General features: G+C 69.4%; 19 protein-coding genes. 8 read left to right on the forward strand and 11 right to left on the reverse strand.

Annotated elements, in window-relative coordinates:
• The first annotated feature begins 11 nt into the window (after positions 1–11).
• The 3 genes from fumC (at position 12) to OF380_RS03420 (ending at position 2,032) form a co-directional block, all read left to right on the forward strand.
• The gene (fumC, locus tag OF380_RS03410; protein ID WP_264049388.1) at positions 12–1,424 is read left to right on the forward strand and encodes a class II fumarate hydratase; all 1,413 of its coding nucleotides are present in this window, start codon (positions 12–14) and stop codon (positions 1,422–1,424) included.
• Between the two features lie 14 nt (positions 1,425–1,438).
• Complete coding sequence (locus OF380_RS03415) at positions 1,439–1,630, forward strand: DUF4169 family protein (RefSeq protein ID WP_264049389.1); 192 nt, start codon at positions 1,439–1,441, stop codon at positions 1,628–1,630.
• A gap of 183 nt (positions 1,631–1,813) precedes the next feature.
• Complete coding sequence (locus OF380_RS03420; RefSeq protein ID WP_264049390.1) at positions 1,814–2,032, forward strand: ribbon-helix-helix domain-containing protein; 219 nt, start codon at positions 1,814–1,816, stop codon at positions 2,030–2,032.
• Here the strand turns inward: OF380_RS03420 and OF380_RS03425 are convergent.
• The gene (locus OF380_RS03425; RefSeq protein ID WP_264049391.1) at positions 1,982–2,812 is read right to left on the reverse strand and encodes a helix-turn-helix transcriptional regulator; all 831 of its coding nucleotides are present in this window, start codon (positions 2,810–2,812) and stop codon (positions 1,982–1,984) included. The two genes, OF380_RS03420 and OF380_RS03425, sit on opposite strands and share 51 nt — an antisense overlap.
• 187 nt (positions 2,813–2,999) lie before the next feature.
• Between OF380_RS03425 and OF380_RS03430 the strand changes: the two genes are divergently transcribed.
• Entirely contained in the window at positions 3,000–3,902 is a 903-nt protein-coding gene (locus tag OF380_RS03430; protein ID WP_404810595.1) for an MBL fold metallo-hydrolase, read from the forward strand.
• 16 nt (positions 3,903–3,918) lie between these two features.
• On the opposite strand, the gene OF380_RS03435 is transcribed toward OF380_RS03430, so the two are convergent.
• The 4 genes from OF380_RS03435 to OF380_RS03450 all read right to left on the reverse strand — a co-directional run bounded on the left by OF380_RS03435 (position 3,919) and on the right by OF380_RS03450 (position 9,308).
• Entirely contained in the window at positions 3,919–5,301 is a 1,383-nt protein-coding gene (locus tag OF380_RS03435) for a heterodisulfide reductase-related iron-sulfur binding cluster (RefSeq protein WP_264049393.1), read from the reverse strand.
• A gap of 155 nt (positions 5,302–5,456) precedes the next feature.
• A complete protein-coding gene (gene glcE / locus OF380_RS03440; protein WP_264049394.1) occupies positions 5,457–6,641 on the reverse strand; it encodes a glycolate oxidase subunit GlcE in 1,185 nt (394 codons plus the stop codon).
• Between the two features lie 102 nt (positions 6,642–6,743).
• Positions 6,744–8,216 (reverse strand): lipopolysaccharide biosynthesis protein, encoded by a 1,473-nt coding sequence (locus OF380_RS03445; protein WP_264049395.1) that lies wholly within the window; start codon positions 8,214–8,216, stop codon positions 6,744–6,746.
• Between the two features lie 81 nt (positions 8,217–8,297).
• Complete coding sequence (locus OF380_RS03450) at positions 8,298–9,308, reverse strand: magnesium transporter CorA family protein (RefSeq protein WP_264049396.1); 1,011 nt, start codon at positions 9,306–9,308, stop codon at positions 8,298–8,300.
• Positions 9,309–9,521: 213 nt separating this feature from the next.
• On the opposite strand from OF380_RS03450, the gene groES reads away from it, so the two are divergent.
• Both groES and groL read left to right on the forward strand, forming a co-directional pair.
• Positions 9,522–9,809 (forward strand): co-chaperone GroES, encoded by a 288-nt coding sequence (groES, locus tag OF380_RS03455; RefSeq protein WP_056094907.1) that lies wholly within the window; start codon positions 9,522–9,524, stop codon positions 9,807–9,809.
• Between the two features lie 88 nt (positions 9,810–9,897).
• Positions 9,898–11,541, forward strand: coding sequence for a chaperonin GroEL (groL, locus tag OF380_RS03460; protein ID WP_056467192.1), 1,644 nt, complete (start codon positions 9,898–9,900; stop codon positions 11,539–11,541).
• A 117-nt stretch (positions 11,542–11,658) separates the two neighbouring features.
• Here groL and OF380_RS03465 read toward each other — a convergent pair whose 3' ends face one another.
• The 6 genes from OF380_RS03465 to OF380_RS03490 all read right to left on the reverse strand — a co-directional run bounded on the left by OF380_RS03465 (position 11,659) and on the right by OF380_RS03490 (position 17,604).
• Positions 11,659–12,846: a DUF1501 domain-containing protein gene (locus OF380_RS03465; RefSeq protein ID WP_264049398.1), complete on the reverse strand. Its 1,188-nt coding sequence runs from the start codon at positions 12,844–12,846 to the stop codon at positions 11,659–11,661.
• 11 nt (positions 12,847–12,857) lie between these two features.
• Complete coding sequence (locus OF380_RS03470; protein WP_264049399.1) at positions 12,858–14,378, reverse strand: DUF1800 domain-containing protein; 1,521 nt, start codon at positions 14,376–14,378, stop codon at positions 12,858–12,860.
• Between the two features lie 76 nt (positions 14,379–14,454).
• Positions 14,455–15,009 (reverse strand): hypothetical protein, encoded by a 555-nt coding sequence (locus OF380_RS03475; protein ID WP_264049400.1) that lies wholly within the window; start codon positions 15,007–15,009, stop codon positions 14,455–14,457.
• A complete protein-coding gene (locus tag OF380_RS03480) occupies positions 14,999–15,916 on the reverse strand; it encodes a ParA family protein (protein WP_264049401.1) in 918 nt (305 codons plus the stop codon). Before OF380_RS03480 ends, OF380_RS03475 begins: the two co-directional genes overlap by 11 nt.
• Positions 15,917–15,968: 52 nt before the next feature.
• Positions 15,969–16,778 (reverse strand): hypothetical protein, encoded by an 810-nt coding sequence (locus OF380_RS03485; RefSeq protein WP_264049402.1) that lies wholly within the window; start codon positions 16,776–16,778, stop codon positions 15,969–15,971.
• Positions 16,779–16,956: 178 nt separating this feature from the next.
• Positions 16,957–17,604, reverse strand: a complete 648-nt coding sequence (locus OF380_RS03490) for a 2OG-Fe(II) oxygenase (RefSeq protein ID WP_264049403.1) — start codon at positions 17,602–17,604, stop codon at positions 16,957–16,959.
• Between the two features lie 219 nt (positions 17,605–17,823).
• On the opposite strand from OF380_RS03490, the gene OF380_RS03495 reads away from it, so the two are divergent.
• Together OF380_RS03495 and OF380_RS03500 are read left to right on the forward strand one after the other, a co-directional pair.
• Entirely contained in the window at positions 17,824–18,099 is a 276-nt protein-coding gene (locus OF380_RS03495; protein ID WP_264051172.1) for a hypothetical protein, read from the forward strand.
• A gap of 118 nt (positions 18,100–18,217) precedes the next feature.
• Positions 18,218–20,329 (forward strand): ABC transporter ATP-binding protein/permease, encoded by a 2,112-nt coding sequence (locus tag OF380_RS03500; RefSeq protein ID WP_264049404.1) that lies wholly within the window; start codon positions 18,218–18,220, stop codon positions 20,327–20,329.
• Positions 20,330–20,341 lie beyond the last annotated feature (12 nt).

Here is a 20,341-nt window from a genome sequence, read left to right on the forward strand (position 1 = left end):
AAGAGGCCACGATGTCGCCCACCGAGACGCCCGCCACCCGCACCGAGTCCGACACCTTCGGGCCGATCGAGGTCCCGGCGCATCGCTACTGGGGCGCGCAGACGCAGCGCTCGATACAGAACTTCAAGATCGGCACGGAGCGGATGCCGGCGCCCCTCGTGCACGCGCTCGGCATGGTCAAGCAGGCCGCCGCCCTGGTGAACCAGGACCTCGGCGCCCTCGACCCGAAGGTGGCCCAGGCCGTTGCCACCTCGGCCGCCGAGGTGGTGTCCGGCGAGCACGACCAGGAATTTCCGCTGGTGGTCTGGCAGACGGGCTCGGGCACCCAGTCGAACATGAACGCCAACGAGGTGATCGCCAGCCTCGCCAACGAACTGCTCGGTGGCAAGCGCGGCGGCAAGTCGCCGGTCCACCCGAACGACCACGTCAATCGCGGGCAATCCTCCAACGACGTGTTCCCCACCGCGATGCACATCGCGGTCTCGCGGGAGATCAACGACCGGCTGCTGCCGGCGCTGAAGCACCTGCATGACGCGCTCCAGGCGAAGTCGGAGGCGTTCGCGTCCATCGTGAAGATCGGCCGCACCCACCTGCAGGACGCGACCCCGGTTTCGCTCGGCCAGGAGTTTTCCGGCTACGTCGCGCAGGTGGCACTCGGCACCGAGCGCGTGAAGGCGACACTGCCCGGCGTGCTGGCGCTGGCCCAGGGCGGCACGGCGGTCGGCACCGGCCTCAACGCGCATCCCGAATTCGCCGAAAAGTTCGCCGCCAAGGTCGCGGAGTTGACCGGCCTGCCCTTCACCTCGGCCGCCAACAAGTTCGAGGCGTTGGCGACCCACGACGCGCTGGTGTTCACGCAAGGCGCTCTCACGGCGCTGGCCTCGGGCCTGTTCAAGATCGCCCAGGACATCCGCTTCCTCGGCTCCGGCCCGCGCTCGGGCCTCGGCGAACTCTCGCTTCCCGAGAACGAGCCCGGCTCCTCGATCATGCCGGGCAAGGTCAACCCGACCCAGTGCGAGGCGCTGACCATGGTCTGCGCCCAGGTGATCGGCAACGGCACCACCGTGAGCTTCGCCGGCAGCCAGGGCAATTTCGAGCTGAACGTGTTCAAGCCCGTCATCGCCAACGCGGTTCTGCAGTCGATCCGCATCCTCGCCGACGCGGCGGTGAGCTTCACCGACAACTGCGTCGTCGGCATCAGGGCCAACGAGGACAAGATCGCCGACCTGATGAGCCGCTCGCTGATGCTGGTGACCGCGCTCGCCCCCTCGATCGGCTACGACAAGGCCGCCGAGATCGCCAAGACCGCGCACAAGAACGGCACCACCCTCAAGGAGGAGGCCCTGCGCCTGGGCTACGTCACGGCCGAGGAGTTCGAGCGCGTGGTGCGCCCGGAGACGATGCTGGCGCCCAGCGCCGAGTAAGGGGGCGGATCGGCATGGCGGAGATCATCAACCTGCGCCAGGCCCGCAAGGACCGGGCGCGGGTCGAGAAGGAAGCGAAGGCGGCGGACAACCGCATCGCCTTCGGCCGCCCGAAGAAGGCCAAGACCCTGGCCGAGGCCAAGAAGGCCATCGAGGTCTCGCGCCACGAGGGCCACAAGCTGGTGGGACCGGACTCGGACGAGTGACGATGCCCGCAACGCTCGCCCTTCCGTGGGTGGGGGTGGTTTGGTGACCCTGGTGCGGCAGAGGCTGGCGGTGACACCCCCACTCCTAACCTCTCCCCGCAAAGGGGAGAGGGACGCGGTCTGCGTGAAAAATCAGATGGGTGAGGCTCGTGGCCCCCACAGGCGGGAAGGTTTCGTGCGCCGATGACGAACGGCGTCACCAAGCGCTCCGTGATGATCGCCGGTCATCGCACCAGCGTGTCCCTGGAGGACCCGTTCTGGGAGGCCCTGCGCGAGATCGCGGAGGCGCGCGGTCAATCGGTGCAGGCGCTGATCGGAACCATCGATGCCGGACGAGAGGGCCAGAACCTCTCATCCGCGATCCGAGTGTTCGTGCTGGCGAGCGTGCGCGCCTCGGCCTGACGCGGACGGCCTGCGGATTCCCAGGAGGCTAAGCGAGGCCGGTGCACCGAATGTCCGACGGAAGGCGTTCGCGAAGTGCGACTGGTCCGAGAACTCCGCCTCATGTGCGGCGCGGGTGAAGTTGGCACCCTGGACTACGGCCTTGATGGCGCGGCGCATCCGAATCCAGCCGCGATAGCGCCGGAATGGAACGCCGACCGCCGCGCTGAACAGGTGCTGCATCCGGGAGGAAGACAGGGATGCAGCGGCGGCGAGCCGGCCGGCACTCATCCGGACATCCTGGCAGGCGCGCAGGTCGATGAGAATCTGCGCGATCCGGGCATCGACCGGTTGGTCGGTCCGCCGTCCCGAAAAGACGGACAGGTCGGCGATGGCCTCGCCGGCCCAGTCGCAGGCATCGCGACGCTCGAACAGCGCACGCAGCGCATCGACCTCGCCACGCCTGCCCACGAGGGCGCTGCCGACCGGGTCGGCCGGGCCCATCAACCCGGCCAGCGCCCGCGCGCCGGCATCCGGCTCCCGGTAGAGGACGCCGAGGGGATCGCCGCCGCAATCGAGTTCGTGCGAGACACCGGCCGGGATGAAGGCGGTGCGGCAGGTGATCCAGACCCCGCCCGCGAATCGGATGCGAAAGGCGCCGTAGAGACCCGCGAGATAGACCGGAGCGCCGTGCTGGTGGCTGGCATTGTAGGAGAGCGGACCGGCGAAGAGGGTGTGCGCGCCTTCCACGTGCCAGATCGGGCCGGGCGGCCGCCCGTTGGGCGCAGCACGTTCGTACAAGCCGAGCTTCCTCCCCCCGCGATATTCCGGGGCCTGCCGGGCCCGCACCCATCCTGACGGAGCCGGTCCGTGCAGGAAATGACACGGCCGAGAATCCTTCGCCAGGAGATACGCTGCGCTGACCGATCTCACCCGCCGCCATCTCGCCGCGACTCTAGTGGCGGGCATGACCCTGCCGGGCCGGGCGATGGCGACGCCGATCCCCGCCTCCACCCCGCCGGGGCTCAAACGGGTGCGCCTCGGCGCCTTCGCCGTCACCACCCTGCGCGACGCCGATGCCATGATCGATGGTCCCTGGCCGATCGTCGGAGAGGATCGTCCCAGAGCGGAGATCCAGGCGCTGATGCGGGAGAACAGCCTTCCGGAAACTCGCTTCAAGCCCGGCTTCACGCCGACCCTCGTCCAGACCGGCCGTCAGACGATATTGTTTGATACCGGCAACGGCGAGGTCGGCTTCATCCCCCGCCCCGCCGGAGGCCGGCTCGCGCGCCTCCTCGAACAGGCGGGCCTCTCACCCGAGATGATCGACATCGTCGTCCTGACCCATTGCCACACCGATCATATCGGCGGCCTTCTTGAATCCGGGACACCGCTCTTCCCGAACGCCCGCTACGTGGTCGGCACGCGGGAATTCGCCTTTTGGTCGGACGATGCCCGCCTCGCAGCAGCGGAGGACGGCAACGAGCACAAATCGGCGCGGATCTTTCGCAGCCACCTGCTACCCCTCGCCGACCGCATCCGCTTCGTGAAGCCCGGCGATTCGGTGGCGCCGGGCATCGATGCGCTGGCGGCCTTCGGTCATACACCCGGACACCTCGCCTTCCACGTGGAGAGCGAAGGGGAGCGCATGCTGATCTGGGGCGACTGCGCCCATCACGAGGTCGCCTCGCTGGCGCGACCCGATTGGCATGCCCTGTTCGACATGGAGAAGAGCGCCGGCGCCGCCACCCGACGAACGATCTACGACATGGCGGCCACCGACCGGGTCCTGGTGGCCGGCTATCACACCTCGTTTCCGTCGCTCGGCTACGTCAGCCGCGACGGACTCGGCTACCGCTGGATCTCCTTGACCTATCAGCTCGATCGCTGATGGGCGTCCAGGCTCCCTACTCCGCCGCCAGCATCGTCCGCGCAGGCAGGCCCTCCAGGGCTGCCGGCTTCGGGCCGCCGGTCGCCCAGTCCAGCAGCTCCGCCGTGTGCACGATCGGAATCGCCGTGCCCTTCCCGATCTGGGTGGCGCAGCCGATGTTGCCGGTGGCGATGACGTCGGGGCGCATCCGCTCGATGTTGGCGACCTTCCGGTCCCGGAGACGGTTCGCGATCTCGGGCTGGAGGATGTTGTAGGTGCCCGCCGAGCCGCAGCAGATGTGGCCCTCGGGCACGTCCTTCACGGTGAAGCCCGCGCTCTTCAGGAGGTTCTTGGGCTCGGTGCGGATGCCCTGGCCGTGCTGCATCGAGCAGGCGGAATGGTAGGCGACCACGAGGTCGGTCTCGAGGATCGGCGGCATCAGACGGATGGTCGCCATGTACTCGGTCAGGTCCTTGGCAAGGCCCGACACGCGCCGGGCCTTCTCCGCATAGGCCGGGTCTTCGCGGAACATGAAGCCGTAATCCTTGATCGTCGTGCCGCAGCCCGACGCCGTGACCAGGATCGCGTCGAGGCCCGCCCCGTCCATCTCGGCGATCCAGGCGTCGATGGTGCGCCGGGCCTGGGCGTGGGCGGTCTCCGCCTTGCCCATGTGATGGGTGAGCGCGCCGCAGCAGCCCTCTCCCTTCGCCTGCACGACCTCGACCCCGTGCCGGGTCAGGAGACGGATCGCCGCCTCGTTGAAGTCCGGCCGCAGCACGCTCTGGGCGCAGCCGCGCAGCAGCGCCACCCGGCCGGTACGCGCGGGTGCGGTCTCGCCGTGCAGGGCGGCGCTGGCTTCCAGGGCGCGGGTCTCGGGCGGGAAGGTGCCGGGCCGGTCGGTCGGGTTGCGGTTCGGCAGTTGCGCCGGGGCGAGGTCGAGCATCGCTGCGAGACGGTTGCCCACCCGCGGCAGCCGCGCGACCAGGGGACGGAACGGCGCGCCCAGCTTCGCCCCGAGGAGCGCCAGCCGGAAGCGGTTCGGGTAGGGCAGCACGAAGGCCAGCACGCTACGCAGCAGGCGGTCGCTCAAGGGGCGCCGATAAGTCGTCTCGATGTGTTCGCGGGCGTGGTCGATGAGGTGCATGTAATGCACGCCCGAGGGGCAGGTCGTCATGCAGGACAGGCAGGAGAGGCAGCGGTCCACGTGCTTGACCACCTCCGGCACCGCCGGCTTGCCCCCCTCCAGCATGTCCTTGATGAGATAGATGCGCCCGCGCGGGGAATCGAGCTCGTCACCGAGCAGCAGGTAGGTCGGGCAGGTGGCGGTACAGAACCCGCAATGGACGCAGGTCCGCAGGATCTTCTCGGACGCGGCCATGGCGGGGTCCGCGAGCTGCGTCAGGCTGAAATTGGTCTGCACGGCGTATCCTCGGGTCCACCCTCGCGCCGTTCGCCGGACCGGACTTCCGTCCGGTCGGCTTCGGCATCGTCGTTCGTGGCGTCAGTTTAAGGTCAATCGCATCGGTTGCCGAGCCTTGGAATGGCTCTCAACAGCGCATCCTGGCCCCGACCGGCTCAGACGCCGGCATACATCCGGCCCAGATTGAACAGGCCCGCCGGGTCATGCGCCGCCTTGATGCCCATCGTGATCCGCATCAGCGGCTCGGAGAGCGGCTCGAACACCGGCACCGCCGCGCGGACGGCGTCGGGCGCCCGCACCAGGGTGGCGTGTCCGCCCTGGGTACGGACGGCGGCGCGCACCGTCGCGGCGCCCGCGTCATCCGTGGCGGCGGTGGCGAGCCAGATCAGGCCGCCGCCCCAATCGTAGAACCAGCGCGCGTCGCGCTCGGCCGCGATGGCGGCGACGAGGGCGGGACCATGGGTCGGCGCCGTGGCGATGCGCCAGATCGCGGCCTCCCGGGGCTCGGCGAGAGACGTGGCGTCGCGGATGCGGGCCCAGAGGTCGGCGGTGCCGTCACCCTCCAGGATCTCCGGTTCGCCGAAGCGCTTGAGCAGGCGGCGCAGTTCGCCCAGGCGATAATTGATCGATTCCGAAAAACCCTCGATCCGCATCAGGGTGCGCGCCGCGCCGTCGATGCCGGCGGGCAGGTGGGCGGCGCCCGTCAGCTCGAAGGGCGAGCCGAGGGCGGCGCTCAAGGCGGCGATGGCCCGGGTATCGTCAAGGCCGGCATAGGCCAGGGTCGCCACCCGCTCCTGGCGGGGCAGCACCTTGAAGGTCACCTCGGTGAGGAGGCCGAGGGTGCCCCAGGAACCGGCCATGAGCTTCACGAGGTCGAGGCCGGTGACGTTCTTCATCACCCGGCCGCCGGACTTGATGGCCTCGCCGCGCCCGTTGACGAAGCGCACGCCGATCAGGCTGTCGCGGGCGGCGCCCGCATTGATCCGGCGCGGACCGGACGTGTTGGCGGCGGCCACGGCCCCGAAGGTCGGCTCGCCCTGCGTGCCCATCAGGCCGCGATGGTCCATGGGCTCGAAGGGCAGCATCTGCCCACGGTCGGCCAGCAGCGCCTGGACCTCGCAGAGCGGCGTACCGGCGCGGGCCGCGACTACCATCTCGGCGGGCTCGTAGAGGGTGATGCCGGAGAGCTTCGCGCTGGACAGCGTCGCCTCGTCCTGCGCGGGCCGGCCGATCCCCGCCTTCGTCCCGCCCCCGACGAGACGGAGCCGCTGCGTGGAAGCGGCCGCCGCGCGAACGATCTCGGCCGCCGCGCCCTCGTCATGAGGCTCGTATGAACGCATCGCTTCCTACCCGGTCCGGGATGCTCTGCGGCATCCGCGTTTCACTCTTGAATGACTCCATCTTAACGGAGGCGCGCGCGGAAGGCATCCGGCGTCGCGGGCCTATTCGGAGGCCGCCGGCTCCGACGCAGCGGCATCCGGGGCGGTTCGGGCCGCGAGGCGCGCCTCGATCTGCCCGCGCAGGCCCGCGATGTCGAAGACCCAGACCAAGGCGCCGTAGAGGGCGACCCCGAGGGGGATGCTCAGTGCCAGGCAGCGCACCGGCTCGACGTGACGCAGGGGCAGGAGGCAGAGCGCCATCGCGAGGGCGGCGACGCCGGCCGCGAAGATGTCCCACCACGGCAGGGCGAGGCGATCGGTCCCGGTGAGGGCCAGCAGGGCCAGCAGCAGGGTCGCGGCGCCGAGACCGGCGGTCTGCGCGATCGCCACGCCCTCGGGCCCGAGGTGCGGCGGCAGAAGCCAGAGGCCGAGCCCGTTCACCGCGAGCCCCACCAGCGCGGCGACGATCACCGGGCGGGTGCGGCGGCGGATCTGGAAGACGGGGTTGAGGGCGAAGTTCATCATCGCGAGGCAGAAGAAGCCGGGGATCATCAGGCCCGCATAGGCCGCGAAGGGCCCACGGAATGCCTCCGGCACGACCAGGGCCTGGAGCGCCGGAAGGACGGCCCAGAAGCCGACCGCGCAGGGCAGGAGCAGAGCCACCACCACGCCGGCATTGCGCCCAACCTGGGCCTCCGCCGCCGCCCGGCCCTCCTCCTCCTCGGCCCGGACGGCGAGCTGGAACAGGAGGAGGTCGAGGGCGGTCCCCAGCGTGCCGATGCTGCGGGTGGTGACGTCGGCGGCCAGCGCGAAGTACCCGGCCTCGGCCAGCCCGCCCTGGGCCGCGATGCTGCCCCGGTTGAGGAACGGCATGAGCTGGTAGATCGCGTTGGCGGCGATCAGCGGCAGGCCGTAGGCCGCGAAGAGGCGCCAGGTCTCGCTCAGCCGCACCCGCAGGCGGGGCGTGACGGGATCGCCCAAGGGGCGGCGCAGCAGCCAGGCCGCCCCGGCCTGGCTGACCCCGGCGGCGGCCAGCACCCAGGCCGGCTGCGGCAGGAACCAGGCGGCCCCCGCCATCATGGCGAAGGACAGCACGTTCTTGACCGCCACCAGCCGGAAGTAGAGCCCGCCGTCGAAGCGGGCGCGGGCGAGCGCGGCGTGATAGTCGAAGATGCCGATGCCGAGGGCGGCCAGCGCCGCGCCGGCCGTGATGGCGAGACGGCCCCCGGCATCGAGCCCGGTGGCGAAGCCGGCGCCGAGGCAGAGCAGTGCGACGGCGAACAGCCCCAGCCCGACGATCCCGTAGGCCCGGTCGAGCCCCTGCCGGATCCAGGGCTCGTCGGCCCGGACCCGCGCCGAGTAGAACCGCGTCGCCGACAGGCGCAGCCACTCGAACAGCACCGTGTTGGCGACGATGGCCCCGGCGGTCGCCAGCGCGAACAGGCCGAAATCCGCCGGCCCCAGCAGCTTGGCCACGAGCAGGCCGAGGACGAAGTTCAGGCCGGCATTGAGGACGAAGGCGGCGATCACGGCCATGGCGCGGACGGCATCCTCGGAAGGCCGCCCCGTCGCGGCGCCTCGATCTGGTCAGGCCTGAGCGAAGATTCCGTCAACCGCTCACAGCCAGCCGCGAATCCGGAAGAAAACGATCGGAATGATGGCGCTCACCAGGATGAGCACGAGGCCGTAGGGATAGCCGTAGACCCATTCGAGTTCCGGCATGTGCTTGAAGTTCATGCCGTACATCGAGGCGATGAGGGTCGGCGGGATGCCCACCACCGAGGCCACGGTGAGGACCCGGAAGGTGTTGTTCTGCTCGATGCTGATGAGGCCGAGCGTCGCGTCGAGGAGGAACTGCACGTTCTCCGACAGGCGGATCTCGAACTCGTCGAGGGAGGCGATGTCGCGGCGCACCGCCTCGAAGCGGGGCACCTGCTCCTCGCCCAGGATCTGCTCGCACTCGTTGGCGACGAAGGGCACGATGCGCTCGAGGCCGAGCAGGCTGGAGCGGATCTTGCCGAGCGCCTTGCCCCGCCGGCCGATGCCGCGCAGGATCCGCCGCAGCGCGAGGTCGCGGCGGCGCGGCGTCTGGTTCCGGAGCTTGCTGTCCCCGGCGAGCCCGCCGCTGTGGACATCGAAATCGAAGATTTGGGTGGAGAGCGAATCGAGGTCGGCGCCCATGTCTTCGAGGGCGTCGGCCAGGCTGTCGACCAGCTCCTCCATCAGCAGCAGGAAGATCTCGATGCTGGTGGTGCCCACGCCATCCCCGGTGTCGATCCGCTTCCTGACCTCGCCGAAGGCGCGCAGTTCGTGGAAGCGCACGGTGACGAGGCGGTCCTTGGTGAGCAGGAAGCCCAGCGGCATCAACTGCGAATCCAGCTTGTCGAAGGTGATCATCGGCGTGGAGAGCGAGAAGCCGTTCTTCAGCCGCCGCAGCCGGCTCGAATTCTCGACTTCGCTCAAGGCCGTGCGGGACGGCACGCGGATACCGGTGGACGCCTCGACCCGCTCCGCTTCTTCGGCGGTCGGGTCGTCGAGGTCGATCCAGAGTGCGTGGGGCGGGCAGGCGGAGCCCGCGTCGCCGGTCTCGGGCTCGACCGACCCTTGCGGACCATGAAGCTTGATCATCCGCAAAGGACTTTCGGCAAAGCGGTGGAAGAGGGGAAGAACGTCGTCGTCGGATCGTCGTCGGACCCTGCGACAGTCTTGACTCGAACCGGCCACGCGCCTAACTCGGCGCCATCGTTAGCACTCACCCAGGGAGAGTGCTAACGGCCTGGGTTGAGCGCGCTGCCGCGCCGCATCAACGCCATCCACGAATTTGAAGCAAGAGGGCAGCTCATGAAGTTCCGTCCGCTGCACGACCGTGTCGTCGTTCGCCGCATCGAAGGCGAAGAGAAGACCAAGGGGGGCATCATCATCCCCGACACCGCCAAGGAGAAGCCGCAAGAGGGCGAGATCGTCGCCGTCGGCCCGGGCGCCCGTGACGAGGCCGGCCGCATCAACCCGCTCGACGTCAAGGCCGGCGACCGCGTCCTGTTCGGCAAATGGTCCGGCACCGAGGTCAAGATCGACGGTCAGGACCTCCTGATCATGAAGGAATCCGACATCATGGGCGTCGTCGCCTAAGTCGGTTTCTCTTCGGCAAACCCCCTTTCACGAGCCCTTCGAGGGCGCCGTCCGGCGCCTCGGGGCCCATCACTGACAAGGATCTGACATGGCAGCGAAAGAAGTCCGCTTCGCCTCCGACGCCCGCGAGAAGATGCTCCGTGGCGTCGACATTCTCGCCGACGCGGTGAAGGTCACGCTCGGCCCCAAGGGCCGCAACGTCGTCATCGAGAAGTCCTTCGGCGCGCCGCGCATCACCAAGGACGGCGTCACCGTCGCCAAGGAGATCGAGCTCGCCGACAAGTTCGAGAACATGGGCGCCCAGATGGTGCGCGAAGTGGCCTCGAAGACCAACGACATCGCGGGCGACGGCACCACCACCGCCACCGTCCTGGCCCAGGCCATCGTCCGTGAAGGCGCCAAGTACGTGGCCGCCGGCATGAACCCGATGGACCTCAAGCGCGGCATCGACCTCGCGACGAAGGCCGCCGTCGAGGACATCACGAGCCGCGCCAAGAAGGTCGCCTCGTCCGAGGAAGTCGCCCAGGTCGGCACCATCTCGGCCAATGGCGACAAGGAAATCGGCGAGATGATCGCCCACGCCATGCAGAAGGTCGGCAACGAGGGTGTCATCACCGTCGAGGAAGCCAAGACCGCCGAGACCGAGCTCGACGTCGTCGAGGGCATGCAGTTCGACCGCGGTTACCTCTCCCCGTACTTCATCACGAACGCGGAGAAGATGGTCGCCGAGCTCGAGGACCCCTACATCCTCATCCACGAGAAGAAGCTGTCCTCGCTCCAGGCGATGCTGCCGGTTCTCGAGGCCGTGGTGCAGACCGGCAAGCCGCTCGTCATCATCGCCGAGGACATCGAGGGTGAGGCGCTCGCCACGCTCGTCGTGAACAAGCTGCGCGGCGGCCTCAAGGTCGCGGCCGTCAAGGCTCCGGGCTTCGGCGATCGCCGCAAGGCCATGCTCGAGGACATCGCGATCCTGACCCAGGGTCAGATGATCGCCGAGGACCTCGGCATCAAGCTCGAGAACGTCACCCTGCCGATGCTCGGCCGCGCCAAGCGCATCCGCATCGAGAAGGAGACCACCACGATCATCGACGGTCTCGGCGAGAAGTCGGACATCGAGGCTCGCGTGGGCCAGATCAAGGCGCAGATCGAGGAGACCACCTCGGACTACGACCGTGAGAAGCTCCAGGAGCGTCTGGCCAAGCTCGCCGGCGGCGTCGCGGTCATCCGCGTCGGCGGCGCGACCGAGGTCGAGGTCAAGGAGAAGAAGGACCGCGTAGACGACGCGCTCAACGCCACCCGCGCTGCGGTGGAAGAGGGCATCGTCCCCGGCGGCGGCACCGCCCTGCTCCGCGCCCGTGAGGCCGTCCGCGCCCTCAAGAGCGACAACCCGGACGTCCAGGCCGGTATCAAGATCGTGCTGAAGGCCCTTGAGGCCCCGATCCGCCAGATCGCCGCCAACTCCGGCGTCGAGGGCTCGATCGTGGTCGGCAAGATCACCGACAACACCTCCTCGATCACCTTCGGCTTCAACGCCCAGACCGAAGAGTACGTCGACATGATCCAGGCCGGCATCGTCGACCCGGCCAAGGTCGTGCGCACCGCCCTGCAGGACGCCGCCTCCATCGCCGGCCTCCTCGTCACCACCGAAGCCATGATCGCCGATGCTCCGAAGAAGGACAGCGGCGCCCCGGCGATGCCGGGCGGCGGCGGCATGGGCGGCATGGACTTCTAAGACGTCCAGCCCTGCTAAGCCCAAGGAAACCCAGGTCCGGCCAAGCCGGGCCTGGGGTCAGACTTGGTCCCGGAAAAGAGGGGTCGCCGAAAGGCGGCCCCTTTTTCGTCGTCTCCGTCAGATCAGGCCGAGGTCGCTCGGCGCCACCCCGGCGAAGATCCGCCCGAGGCTCGCCGCATCGAGCCCGTAGAGCCGCTGGAACAGGCCGGCGAGCATCGCGCGGTAATCGGTGAGCACGGGATAATCCCGGTTCTGGAACAGGTGAGCCTCGTCGGCGCGGACCTGCGGGCCGGCGATGCGGCCACCCCGCACGCCGCCCCCGAGCACCCAGTAGACGCTGCCGTGGCCGTGATCGGTGCCCCGGCTGCCGTTCTCGCGAAATGTGCGCCCGAACTCGGAGACCACCACCACCACGGTGTCGTTCCAGGCGCCGCCGATCTCCTGCGTGAAGCCCGCGAGCCCGCGCCCGAGTTCGCTCACGCGGTCGGCGAGGTAGCCGGCGGCGGCCCCCTGGTTCACATGGGTGTCCCAGCCGCCGACATCGACGAAGCCGAGGTTGAACTGATCGCGCATCAGCCGACCGATCCGGCGGGCGGCCAGTTCGAAGCCCTTGGGCGAGACCGCGCCGCGATCGGCCTGGGCCTGGTGGTCGGAGACCGTACGGTAGACCTCGTCACGGACGCGAAAGCCCTCGTTGACCGCACCGGCGAGCGGGCCTCCGGCGTACATCGCGCTGATGAGCCGGGCCTGCCGCTCGTCGATCCCCGCCTTGCCGAGGCCGGCGAGGGCGATGTTCGGCACCGGGTCCGGCCCCCGGAAGATCAGGGGCGACTGTTCGGTGAAGGCGATCGGGCGCACCCGCGTCAGTTCCGAGGCCAGCCGCGCCATGAACCCGGACTGGTAGTTGCGCGATTCGCCCAAGGTCTGGCCGAGTTCGATCGTGTCCTGCGTCTCGAAGTGGCTCCGGGTGAGGTCGCTGGTGCCGGCGAAGGGGACGAAGGCCGCCTGGCCTTTGGCGAAGAGCGGCAGGATCGTGTCGCGCAGGGCCGGGTGCAGGATCCAGTCGGCGTCGAGGGCGAGGGCGGCGGCCGGGTCGGCGGCGTCCGGCCGCGCGATGGCGAGCGTCGGCCGCGCGCGATAGTAGAAGTCGCTTCCGGTGGGGATCACCACATTGGCGGCGTCGTAGGCACCGCGCAGGAAGACCACGAGCAGGCGCGCATCGGCCTTCGGCGCCGCCCAGACCCGCCCCGAAACCGTACCGCCGGCGAGCGCGGCCGCCCCGCGCAGGAGGGCGCGTCTGTTCATTCCCGTCCCCGTCACTGCATGAATTCCGGCGAGGACAGGAACAGCGTGTTCCAGTCCTGGGGCGAGACGGCCCGCGCGAGGGCGGCCCGGGTCGGGCCCGCGAGGGTCTCGGCCAGGGCGCCGAAGTAGAGGCCGTTCTGCAGGAGCGGAAAGGCGGGCTCCTCCCCGCCATCCGGCGTCGGCGCCTTGAACAGGCCGGCCGGGCCGGCCCCGATCTGGCGCGCGACCTCGAAGCGTGCCGTGAGCTGGCCGGGGCCGTTCCAGGCGGCCGCGTCGAGGGGATAGCCATCGGGCGTCGACCGGTTGAACAGCCCTTCGCCGAGCCGGTTCAGCCAGTTCTGGACCGGGCCGGTGTTCAGGATGACCCGGTCGTCATAGGCGAGCCGCACGGCCGACAGGACGTAGCGCATGGGATCCTTGAATCCGGTGCCGAGGGCGGCGGTGAAATCCGGATCGTGGACCAGGGCATCGAGGATGGCCGCGATCGCCCCGTCGGTGCGCGCGAAGACCGCGGCGAGACGCTCGACCAGGGCATCCGGCGGCGGCCGTCCCATCAGGTAGATGGCGATGCCGCGCGAGACGTTGCGGGCCGTGGCGGGATGCCGGCTCAGGATGTCCAGAGCCTGCCCGATCTCGGCAAAGCCCCGGCCCCGGACGACCTGCCCGAGGAAGACCTTGTCGCCGTAATCGTGCCGGGCCGGGTTGAACAGGAACAGCCCCTTATGGACCACGTCGCCCGCCAGCACCGGCTTGACGGCGGGCGGTTCGGGTCGCGTCGCGATGCCCGCCCCCGTGAGGATGCGCGCCAGTTCCTCGACGTCGCGCTGCGCGTAGCCGCCGCCGACACCGAGCGTGTGCAGTTCCATGAGTTCGCGGGCGTAGTTCTCGTTGATCCGGTTGGCGGCGTTCTCGGCATTGTCGAGGTAGCGCAGCATCGCCGGGTGCTCGAGCGTCGCGGCGAGGAGGTCGCGGAACCGGCCGAGGGCATGCGGGCGGATGGCGGTATCGACGTAATCGCCCACCAGCAGGCGCAGGTTGGCCTTGCCCTGATGGACGTTGAAGCGGTTGAACCAGAACCAGGTCATGCGCTCCCGGACCTGATCCGGCGCATAGAGCGCGCGCAGGAGCGTGGCTGCGACCGATCGGCGATAGACCTCGCTGACGGCCTCCTGGTGAGCGGCCAGGGCCGCCCTGCGCGCGTCGAGGTCCGGCACCGCATTGGCCGCCCGCGCCTGCGCGTCGAGGGCGGCGATCCGCTCGCTCAGGTCGCCCTGCGGCCGCATGGCCTCGACCTGTGCCTCGGCCGCCGGCGGCAGGGGAGCGGGAGCCCCCTGCCGCAACTGCGCGGCGAGCCAGGCCTCGCGTCCCTGCGCCCTCAGCGCAGCGAAGCTCGTCGGGGTCGCGCCCCAGGTCAGGGCATCGAGGAGGCGCAGGTCGGCGGCGGGCGAAGCGCCGACCGGGGCGGCACCCGACAGCAGGAGCGAGCCGAGCGCGACGGCCCGACACACCGAACCCCAACGCGAAACGGCCACGGGCGAATCTCCGGCGGATGACGGGGCCGCATGGCGCCACGCAAAGGTGGCGGCGCCATGGTCGCCCACGCCTCCGTTACTTCTTGGACTTGGCCGGTTTGGCGGACTTCGCCGCCTTGGCGGGCTTGGCTCCTTCCTTGGCTCCGTCCTTGCTGTCCGGATCTCTGACGTCGTGATCCTTGCCGTCCCAACTCGCCGCGAAGGCGGGGCTGCCGAGGGCGCGGGTGACCTTCGGCGCCCGGGCGACGGGCTTGCCGGCCTCGGGATCCTTGGGCTTCGGGGGCTTTCCGGCCGGCTTGCCCGTGGGCTCGGCCCCGCCGGCAAGCGCGGCGAGGTGACGGCGCAACGCATCGAGCGGCGCGGTCTTCGCATCGGGATAGTGCTTGTCGACGCGTGTCACGAGGCTGCGGGCCTCCGCCTCCGTGAGGCCGTCGACCACCAGGGCGAAGGGCTCCGCCCCGAGGCTGCCGTGCACGCGGCGCAGGCCGTCGAAGGTGAGGCCCTTGGCCTTCAGCTGCTTCACCACGAGGGTGCGCGCAGTCTTGGCCAGTTCGGCGCGCAGGTCGGGGAACGCGTCCGGCGCCCGGGCGATGGCCCCGAGAACCGCGTAACCATCCACATCAAGTGCCATCGAAAACCCCCTTCACTTCCGCCACGAGCGGGATGAGGACATTGGAGACGTGCGCGCCGTACTTGCCCGAAAAGGTCGGCGGCACCTCGCGCGGCATCAGCGCCTCGGCCAGGGCCGCCGCCTGCGGGATGCGGGTCGCGAACAGGCGGATGCCCGCGTTCTTCGCCGCCGCTTCGGCCTGGAGCCGGGCGAGTGTCTGCTGGTGCTGGCGCACCTGCTGCTGGAAGCGCGTGACCAGGACATGGGGCGGGCGGGCCGGCGCGAGATGGCTGCCGCGCCGGCCGTTGTTGTTCCAGATGGTCTGGACGAAAGCGTCGAGTCCGTAGGTCGAGAGGTAGTCCGGGATCGAGGTGACGACCACGAGATCGGAGCCGCGCACCGCCACCTCGGTCATCGGCGAGATGCCGGGGGCGCAGTCGAACAGGATGTAGTCGTAGCGCGCGGTGAGCGGCACGAACTCCTCCTGGAAGATCGTCGAGAGCTGCCCCTCGATGGCGTGCATCGAGAAATTGCGGCCGGTCAATTCGTAGATGATTTCGCGCTCCACGAGGCGCAGGTAGGGACCGGCGGGCAGGAGCGAGACGGCCAGGGGCTCGTTCTGGTGCGTGGTGACGCTGACCTGATCGCGGATGCGCGGCGCCAGGGCCGGCTTGTCGCGGTTGATCAGCTTCAGGGCGAGGTAGGCTTCCAGCGTCCGCCCGCGGGCGATCATTTCCGCCAGCAGCGTCTCACCGGCGAGGCAGACGGAGACGCTGGCCTGCGGGTCGAGGTCGACCACCAGCACCGAGGCGCCGTCCGCCGCCAGGGCCTCGGCCAGCATGACCACCGTGGTGGTCTTGCCCACCCCGCCCTTCATGTTCGCCACGGCGATGAGACGACCCGGACCCTGCCGAACTGCCTTGCTCATGGACGGGCCTCCCTCCTGGGCATGCCCTCCGGCCCGTGATGTGCCCTGCTGCTCATGCCCGCTGCTCCCGCAAAGCCAGTTCCAGCCGTTTCCGGTTCGCGGCGGTCAGCCGCGATTCGAGGAATCCGTCGATGATCGCGTGCGCCGTGGCCTTGCGGACGGGATCCACCAGGATCTCGGCGTTCTCCGGGGCCCTCGGGTCGCGCAGGCGGATGAGGCCGATGCCGTGCGCCTCGCATTGCGCGGCGATCTCGCCGAGGCGCGCCTCCGCCCGCGCGCCCTCCCGCAGGTGCCAGACGAGGTGGCCGAAATGGGTGAAGCGGGTCTGGGCCAGGGCTTCGTGGACGGCCTGGACCGTCCCGCCGGCCTCCGTTTTCAGCTCGAAGGCGTGGACATCCACCTGCGCCCCCGGCAGCAGGCGAAACCGCATCGCCGAAACCAGGATGAAGTCCGGACGGGCCCATTGTCCCTGCCGGGGCCCGAGGGCCGAAGTGTCCTGCACGAGGCAGAGGTTGTCGCCGAGATCGAGGCCTTTTCGGAACGTGCCTTCGAGATAGGCCTGGAGCGGCGCCATCAGGCGCGCCTCGGGCCAGCGCGCGTCCGGATCGGCGGCGGGCGCCTCGGGGATGGCGACCTCGGCCACGGTGAGGAAGATCTGGCCTCCCTGCCCGCGCAGCCGGCCGATCCGCCCTTCGGCCAGGAGTCGGTCGCGGGCGGCGAAATAGGTTTCCTGGTCGATGGGCCGCTCGCAGGCGCGGGCCAGCATCGCGCGCATCACGCGGTTCAGCACCGGGGTGCCGTCACCGGGCAGCAGGTTCAGGATGCGGTCGGCAAGATCGAGCGGATCGTCGTCGGGTCCCATGAAACTCGCACGTGCATCCGGCGCGCGACGCCCGTTCTGCGCGAGACCATAGGATAGCGGCAATCCGACGTCTGGCCAGGGCCGAAGGGGTCGGAACGCCGATTTCCCTGTTAGCAGCCGAGGTCCAATTGAAAGCCAAGGACCCGACCGGAGGCGAAGCGTCCGGCCGGGACGAGCCTCAGCGGCCGAAGATACCCTTCAGGAACTGGGCCGTGCGGTTGCGCTTCTTCTTGCGCTCGAGTTCGCTGGCGTCCTTGACCCAGGCGACCTGGACGACGCGGCGCTCGCCCTCGAAGGGCTCGTGGCCGTGCCAGGAATTGTCGGCCCGCAGGAACGCGAACATCGTCCCCATGGTGGGGGGCACCTCGACGGCGAAGGGCTCGTAGTTCTTGCCGTCGTAGAGCACCCGCAGGCGGCCGGCCGTCGGTGCATCCCAGGCGTCGTTCATGTAGATCAGCATCGTCATCACCTTGGACGGGCCATCGGTGTGGATCGAGCCGTATTTCGGCTGGCTGCGCTTCATGATCGTGGTGAGGCGCGGGCAGGAGACGAGGTCGATGCCGAACTTCTCGCCCATGATCCGGGAGAATTCGTCGCTCTCCAGTTCCTCGATGAGGGCCTTGAAGCGGCCCTTCAGCGCGACCTCGTCCACCGTGAGGTAGCCGGGCTTGGCGATCGCCGGGAAATCCTCCCGGATCGCATCGACGGCGTCGGCCTTCAGCACGTCGTTGCCGAGGAAGAAGCTGTAGGGCTCGCGCGACACCGGGGCGGCGCGCACGGCATCGAGGTTGAGGATCGACAATCCCGGGTTCGCGGCAGCGGTCATGGCTCTGACGGATGTCCGTTCGGGCGGAACCGGGGCCTCGGCCGACGGTCGCGCGCTGGGTGGGGCGCCCCGACGGAGCGCAATCCCGGTGGATAGAGCCCCCGATTGCGGCGAGCGGACGGCAACCCCTTTCCGCCTCATACGTAAACTGCCATGCTTGACTCGACTGAAACGTAAGAAGCGGCGCCGAGTATCGTGACGAGACGCCTCGCACTCGCCATCTGCGTCGCCTTCGCAACGCCGGCCGGTGCCCAGAGCCCCCTCCCCGCGCCCCAACGCCTGACCTGCGCCGACGCCATGGCCCTGGTGAAGGGCAAGGGCTCCGTCCTGATCAGTCCCGGCGGCGGCGGAATGCCCGAGCGCTTCGTACGGGACCGCAGCCAGTGCAATCTGAGCGAGATCGCCGAGTTGCGCTTCGTGCCAACCCGCGACAATCCGGAATGCCCCATCGGCTATCGCTGCCGGGAGCCGGAATTCAGCGATTGGGACTGGTAGCGCGCGACCGCCGGCCACCCAATCCCGCCACGTTCTCGCCACGGCGCGCCTGCAATGCCGGGCGCAATCCGTGCCCTTCCGGCACCCGACGACAATCATCCGAGACAGGGAGACGCGCGTGGCCGCATTGAGGACGGGCCTCGGCCTGCAGGCGGCGGTGACGGCGCTGTTCGCGCTGGTGCTGCTGATCGCGCCCGGCGAGGCGGCACCGCTCTACGTTTCCCTGAGCGGGTTTGCCATGGCGGGCATCCTGCTCGCCTCGGGTCGGCTCTCGGCCTACCTCAAGGTCTTCGTCTCGGTCTACGGCATCGGCTACCTGTTCCTGGCCGGGGCCAAGCAGCTCGCGGCGCTCGGTCTGCTGCCGCCGACGCTCGCCGCCCTGCTGCCCCCGAGCTTCGCCGCCACCGGCGCCGTGGTCTTCGCCGGAATCGTTCTGGCGATCTCGCACCTCGAACCCATCCGCGCGATCACACTCATCGCCGACCCGTACTTCGCCACGAAGGACAAGCCGACGCGGGAGATCGGGCCGTTCCGCCTGTTCGGCTCCACCGAGGGCAAGATCGGCCAGCGCCTGGTCGCGCTCTCGATCTTCATCACCTTCGCGCAGGTCGCCCTGCAGCTTCGCCTGAACTTCTGGTTCCGCGACCTCTTCAACGCGCTGCAGGAATATAACGCCGACGCGTTCTGGTATCAGCTCGTCTGGGTGTTCACGCCCCTCGCCACGATCTGGGTCGTGGTCGGCATGTTCGACACCTTCGTCGACGCCTCCCTGCATATCCGCTGGCGCACCTGGCTCACCCGCAGCTTCTACGGCCGCTGGCTGGATGCCGGCACGCATTACCGCGTGCCCTTCACGGACGAGCACGCGGACAACCCGGACCAGCGCATTCAGAGCGACGTGAACCTGTTCATCTCACAGACCACGACGCTCTCGATCCGGCTCCTGTCCCAGGCCGCGACCCTGGTCTCCTTCATGGTCATCCTGTGGGGCCTGTCGCGCGACTTCGTGCTGCCCTTCACCGACACGGTGGTCCCGGGCTTCCTGGTCTGGCTCGTGGTCGGCTACGCCGTCATCGGCACCTGGCTCACGCATGTGATCGGCCGCCCGCTGATCGGGCTCGACTTCCGGCAGGAGAAGGTCGAGGCGGATTTCCGGTTCTCGCTGGCCCGCACCCGTATCTACGGCGAGCAGATCGCGCTCCTGCGCGGCGAGCGCGCCGAGACGGTACGCCTCGGCACACTCTTCCACGCCATCATCGACAATTACATCGGCATCATCATTCGGCGGATCAAGCTCGGCAGCTTCACCCTGTCCTACAGCCAGATCAGCGTCGTCTTCCCCTACATCCTGGCGGCGCCCTCCTACTTCCTGAAGAAGATCACCCTCGGCCAGTTCCAGCAGACCGGCGACGCCTTCAGCAGCGTTCAGTCCTCGCTGTCGTTCTTCATCAATTCCTACGTGACGATCGCGGCCTACCGGGCCAACACCAACCGCCTCTCCTCCTTCAAGCGGGCGATGACCAAGGCCGAGGCCATCGGCGGCACAGGCGAGGGCCTGTTCCAGGGCAACGAGACCCGGGGCGACGTCACCGCCACGAAGCTCAGCCTCGGCCTGCCGGACGGGCGCGAGATCGTCAGCGCCGACACGCTCACGATCGCCAAGGGCGGCGCGACCCTGCTCACCGGCCCCTCGGGCTCGGGCAAGTCGACGCTGTTTCGCGCCATCGCGGGCATCTGGCCCTTCGGCAAGGGCCGGATCGACCTGCCCAAGGGGCAATCGGCCCTGGTGCTGCCGCAGCGGCCCTACATTCCGCTCGGAACCCTGCGCGGCGCGGTGGCCTACCCGAACACCACCGACATGTACCCCGACGCGGCGATCCGCGACGCGCTGATCGCCGCGCAGCTGCCGGCGCTCGCCGACCGCCTCGACGAGGTCGATGCCTGGGACCAGCGCCTCTCGGGGGGCGAGCAGCAGCGCCTCGCGATCGCCCGCGCGGTCCTCGCCAAACCCGACTGGCTGTTCCTCGACGAATCCACCGCCGCCCTCGACGAGCCGAGCGAGGCCTCGATCTACCGGATGCTGCGCGAACGCCTGCCCGGCACCACCATCGTGTCGATCGGCCACCGCTCGACCCTGCACGGACTGCACGACCGGCGCCTCGACATGCAGCCCGCCTCGGATGGGCGGTTCGTGCCCCGCGCGGTGCCCTCCCCCGTCCCGGCCGAGTAGGCCTCCCGGGCT

The organism is Methylobacterium sp. FF17, assembly GCF_025813715.1.
GTDB lineage: Bacteria > Pseudomonadota > Alphaproteobacteria > Rhizobiales > Beijerinckiaceae > Methylobacterium > Methylobacterium flocculans.

Coding starts and splice junctions, on each gene's coding strand:
- fumC (WP_264049388.1), top strand. CDS start 12: ATGTCGCCCACCGAGACGCCCGCCACCCGCACCGAGTCCGACACCTTC.
- OF380_RS03415 (WP_264049389.1), top strand. CDS start 1,439: ATGGCGGAGATCATCAACCTGCGCCAGGCCCGCAAGGACCGGGCGCGG.
- OF380_RS03420 (WP_264049390.1), top strand. CDS start 1,814: ATGACGAACGGCGTCACCAAGCGCTCCGTGATGATCGCCGGTCATCGC.
- OF380_RS03430 (WP_404810595.1), top strand. CDS start 3,000: ATGGCGACGCCGATCCCCGCCTCCACCCCGCCGGGGCTCAAACGGGTG.
- glcE (WP_264049394.1), bottom strand. CDS start 6,641: ATGCGTTCATACGAGCCTCATGACGAGGGCGCGGCGGCCGAGATCGTT.
- OF380_RS03445 (WP_264049395.1), bottom strand. CDS start 8,216: ATGGCCGTGATCGCCGCCTTCGTCCTCAATGCCGGCCTGAACTTCGTC.
- OF380_RS03450 (WP_264049396.1), bottom strand. CDS start 9,308: ATGATCAAGCTTCATGGTCCGCAAGGGTCGGTCGAGCCCGAGACCGGC.
- groES (WP_056094907.1), top strand. CDS start 9,522: ATGAAGTTCCGTCCGCTGCACGACCGTGTCGTCGTTCGCCGCATCGAA.
- groL (WP_056467192.1), top strand. CDS start 9,898: ATGGCAGCGAAAGAAGTCCGCTTCGCCTCCGACGCCCGCGAGAAGATG.
- OF380_RS03465 (WP_264049398.1), bottom strand. CDS start 12,846: ATGAACAGACGCGCCCTCCTGCGCGGGGCGGCCGCGCTCGCCGGCGGT.
- OF380_RS03475 (WP_264049400.1), bottom strand. CDS start 15,009: ATGGCACTTGATGTGGATGGTTACGCGGTTCTCGGGGCCATCGCCCGG.
- OF380_RS03480 (WP_264049401.1), bottom strand. CDS start 15,916: ATGAGCAAGGCAGTTCGGCAGGGTCCGGGTCGTCTCATCGCCGTGGCG.
- OF380_RS03485 (WP_264049402.1), bottom strand. CDS start 16,778: ATGGGACCCGACGACGATCCGCTCGATCTTGCCGACCGCATCCTGAAC.
- OF380_RS03490 (WP_264049403.1), bottom strand. CDS start 17,604: ATGACCGCTGCCGCGAACCCGGGATTGTCGATCCTCAACCTCGATGCC.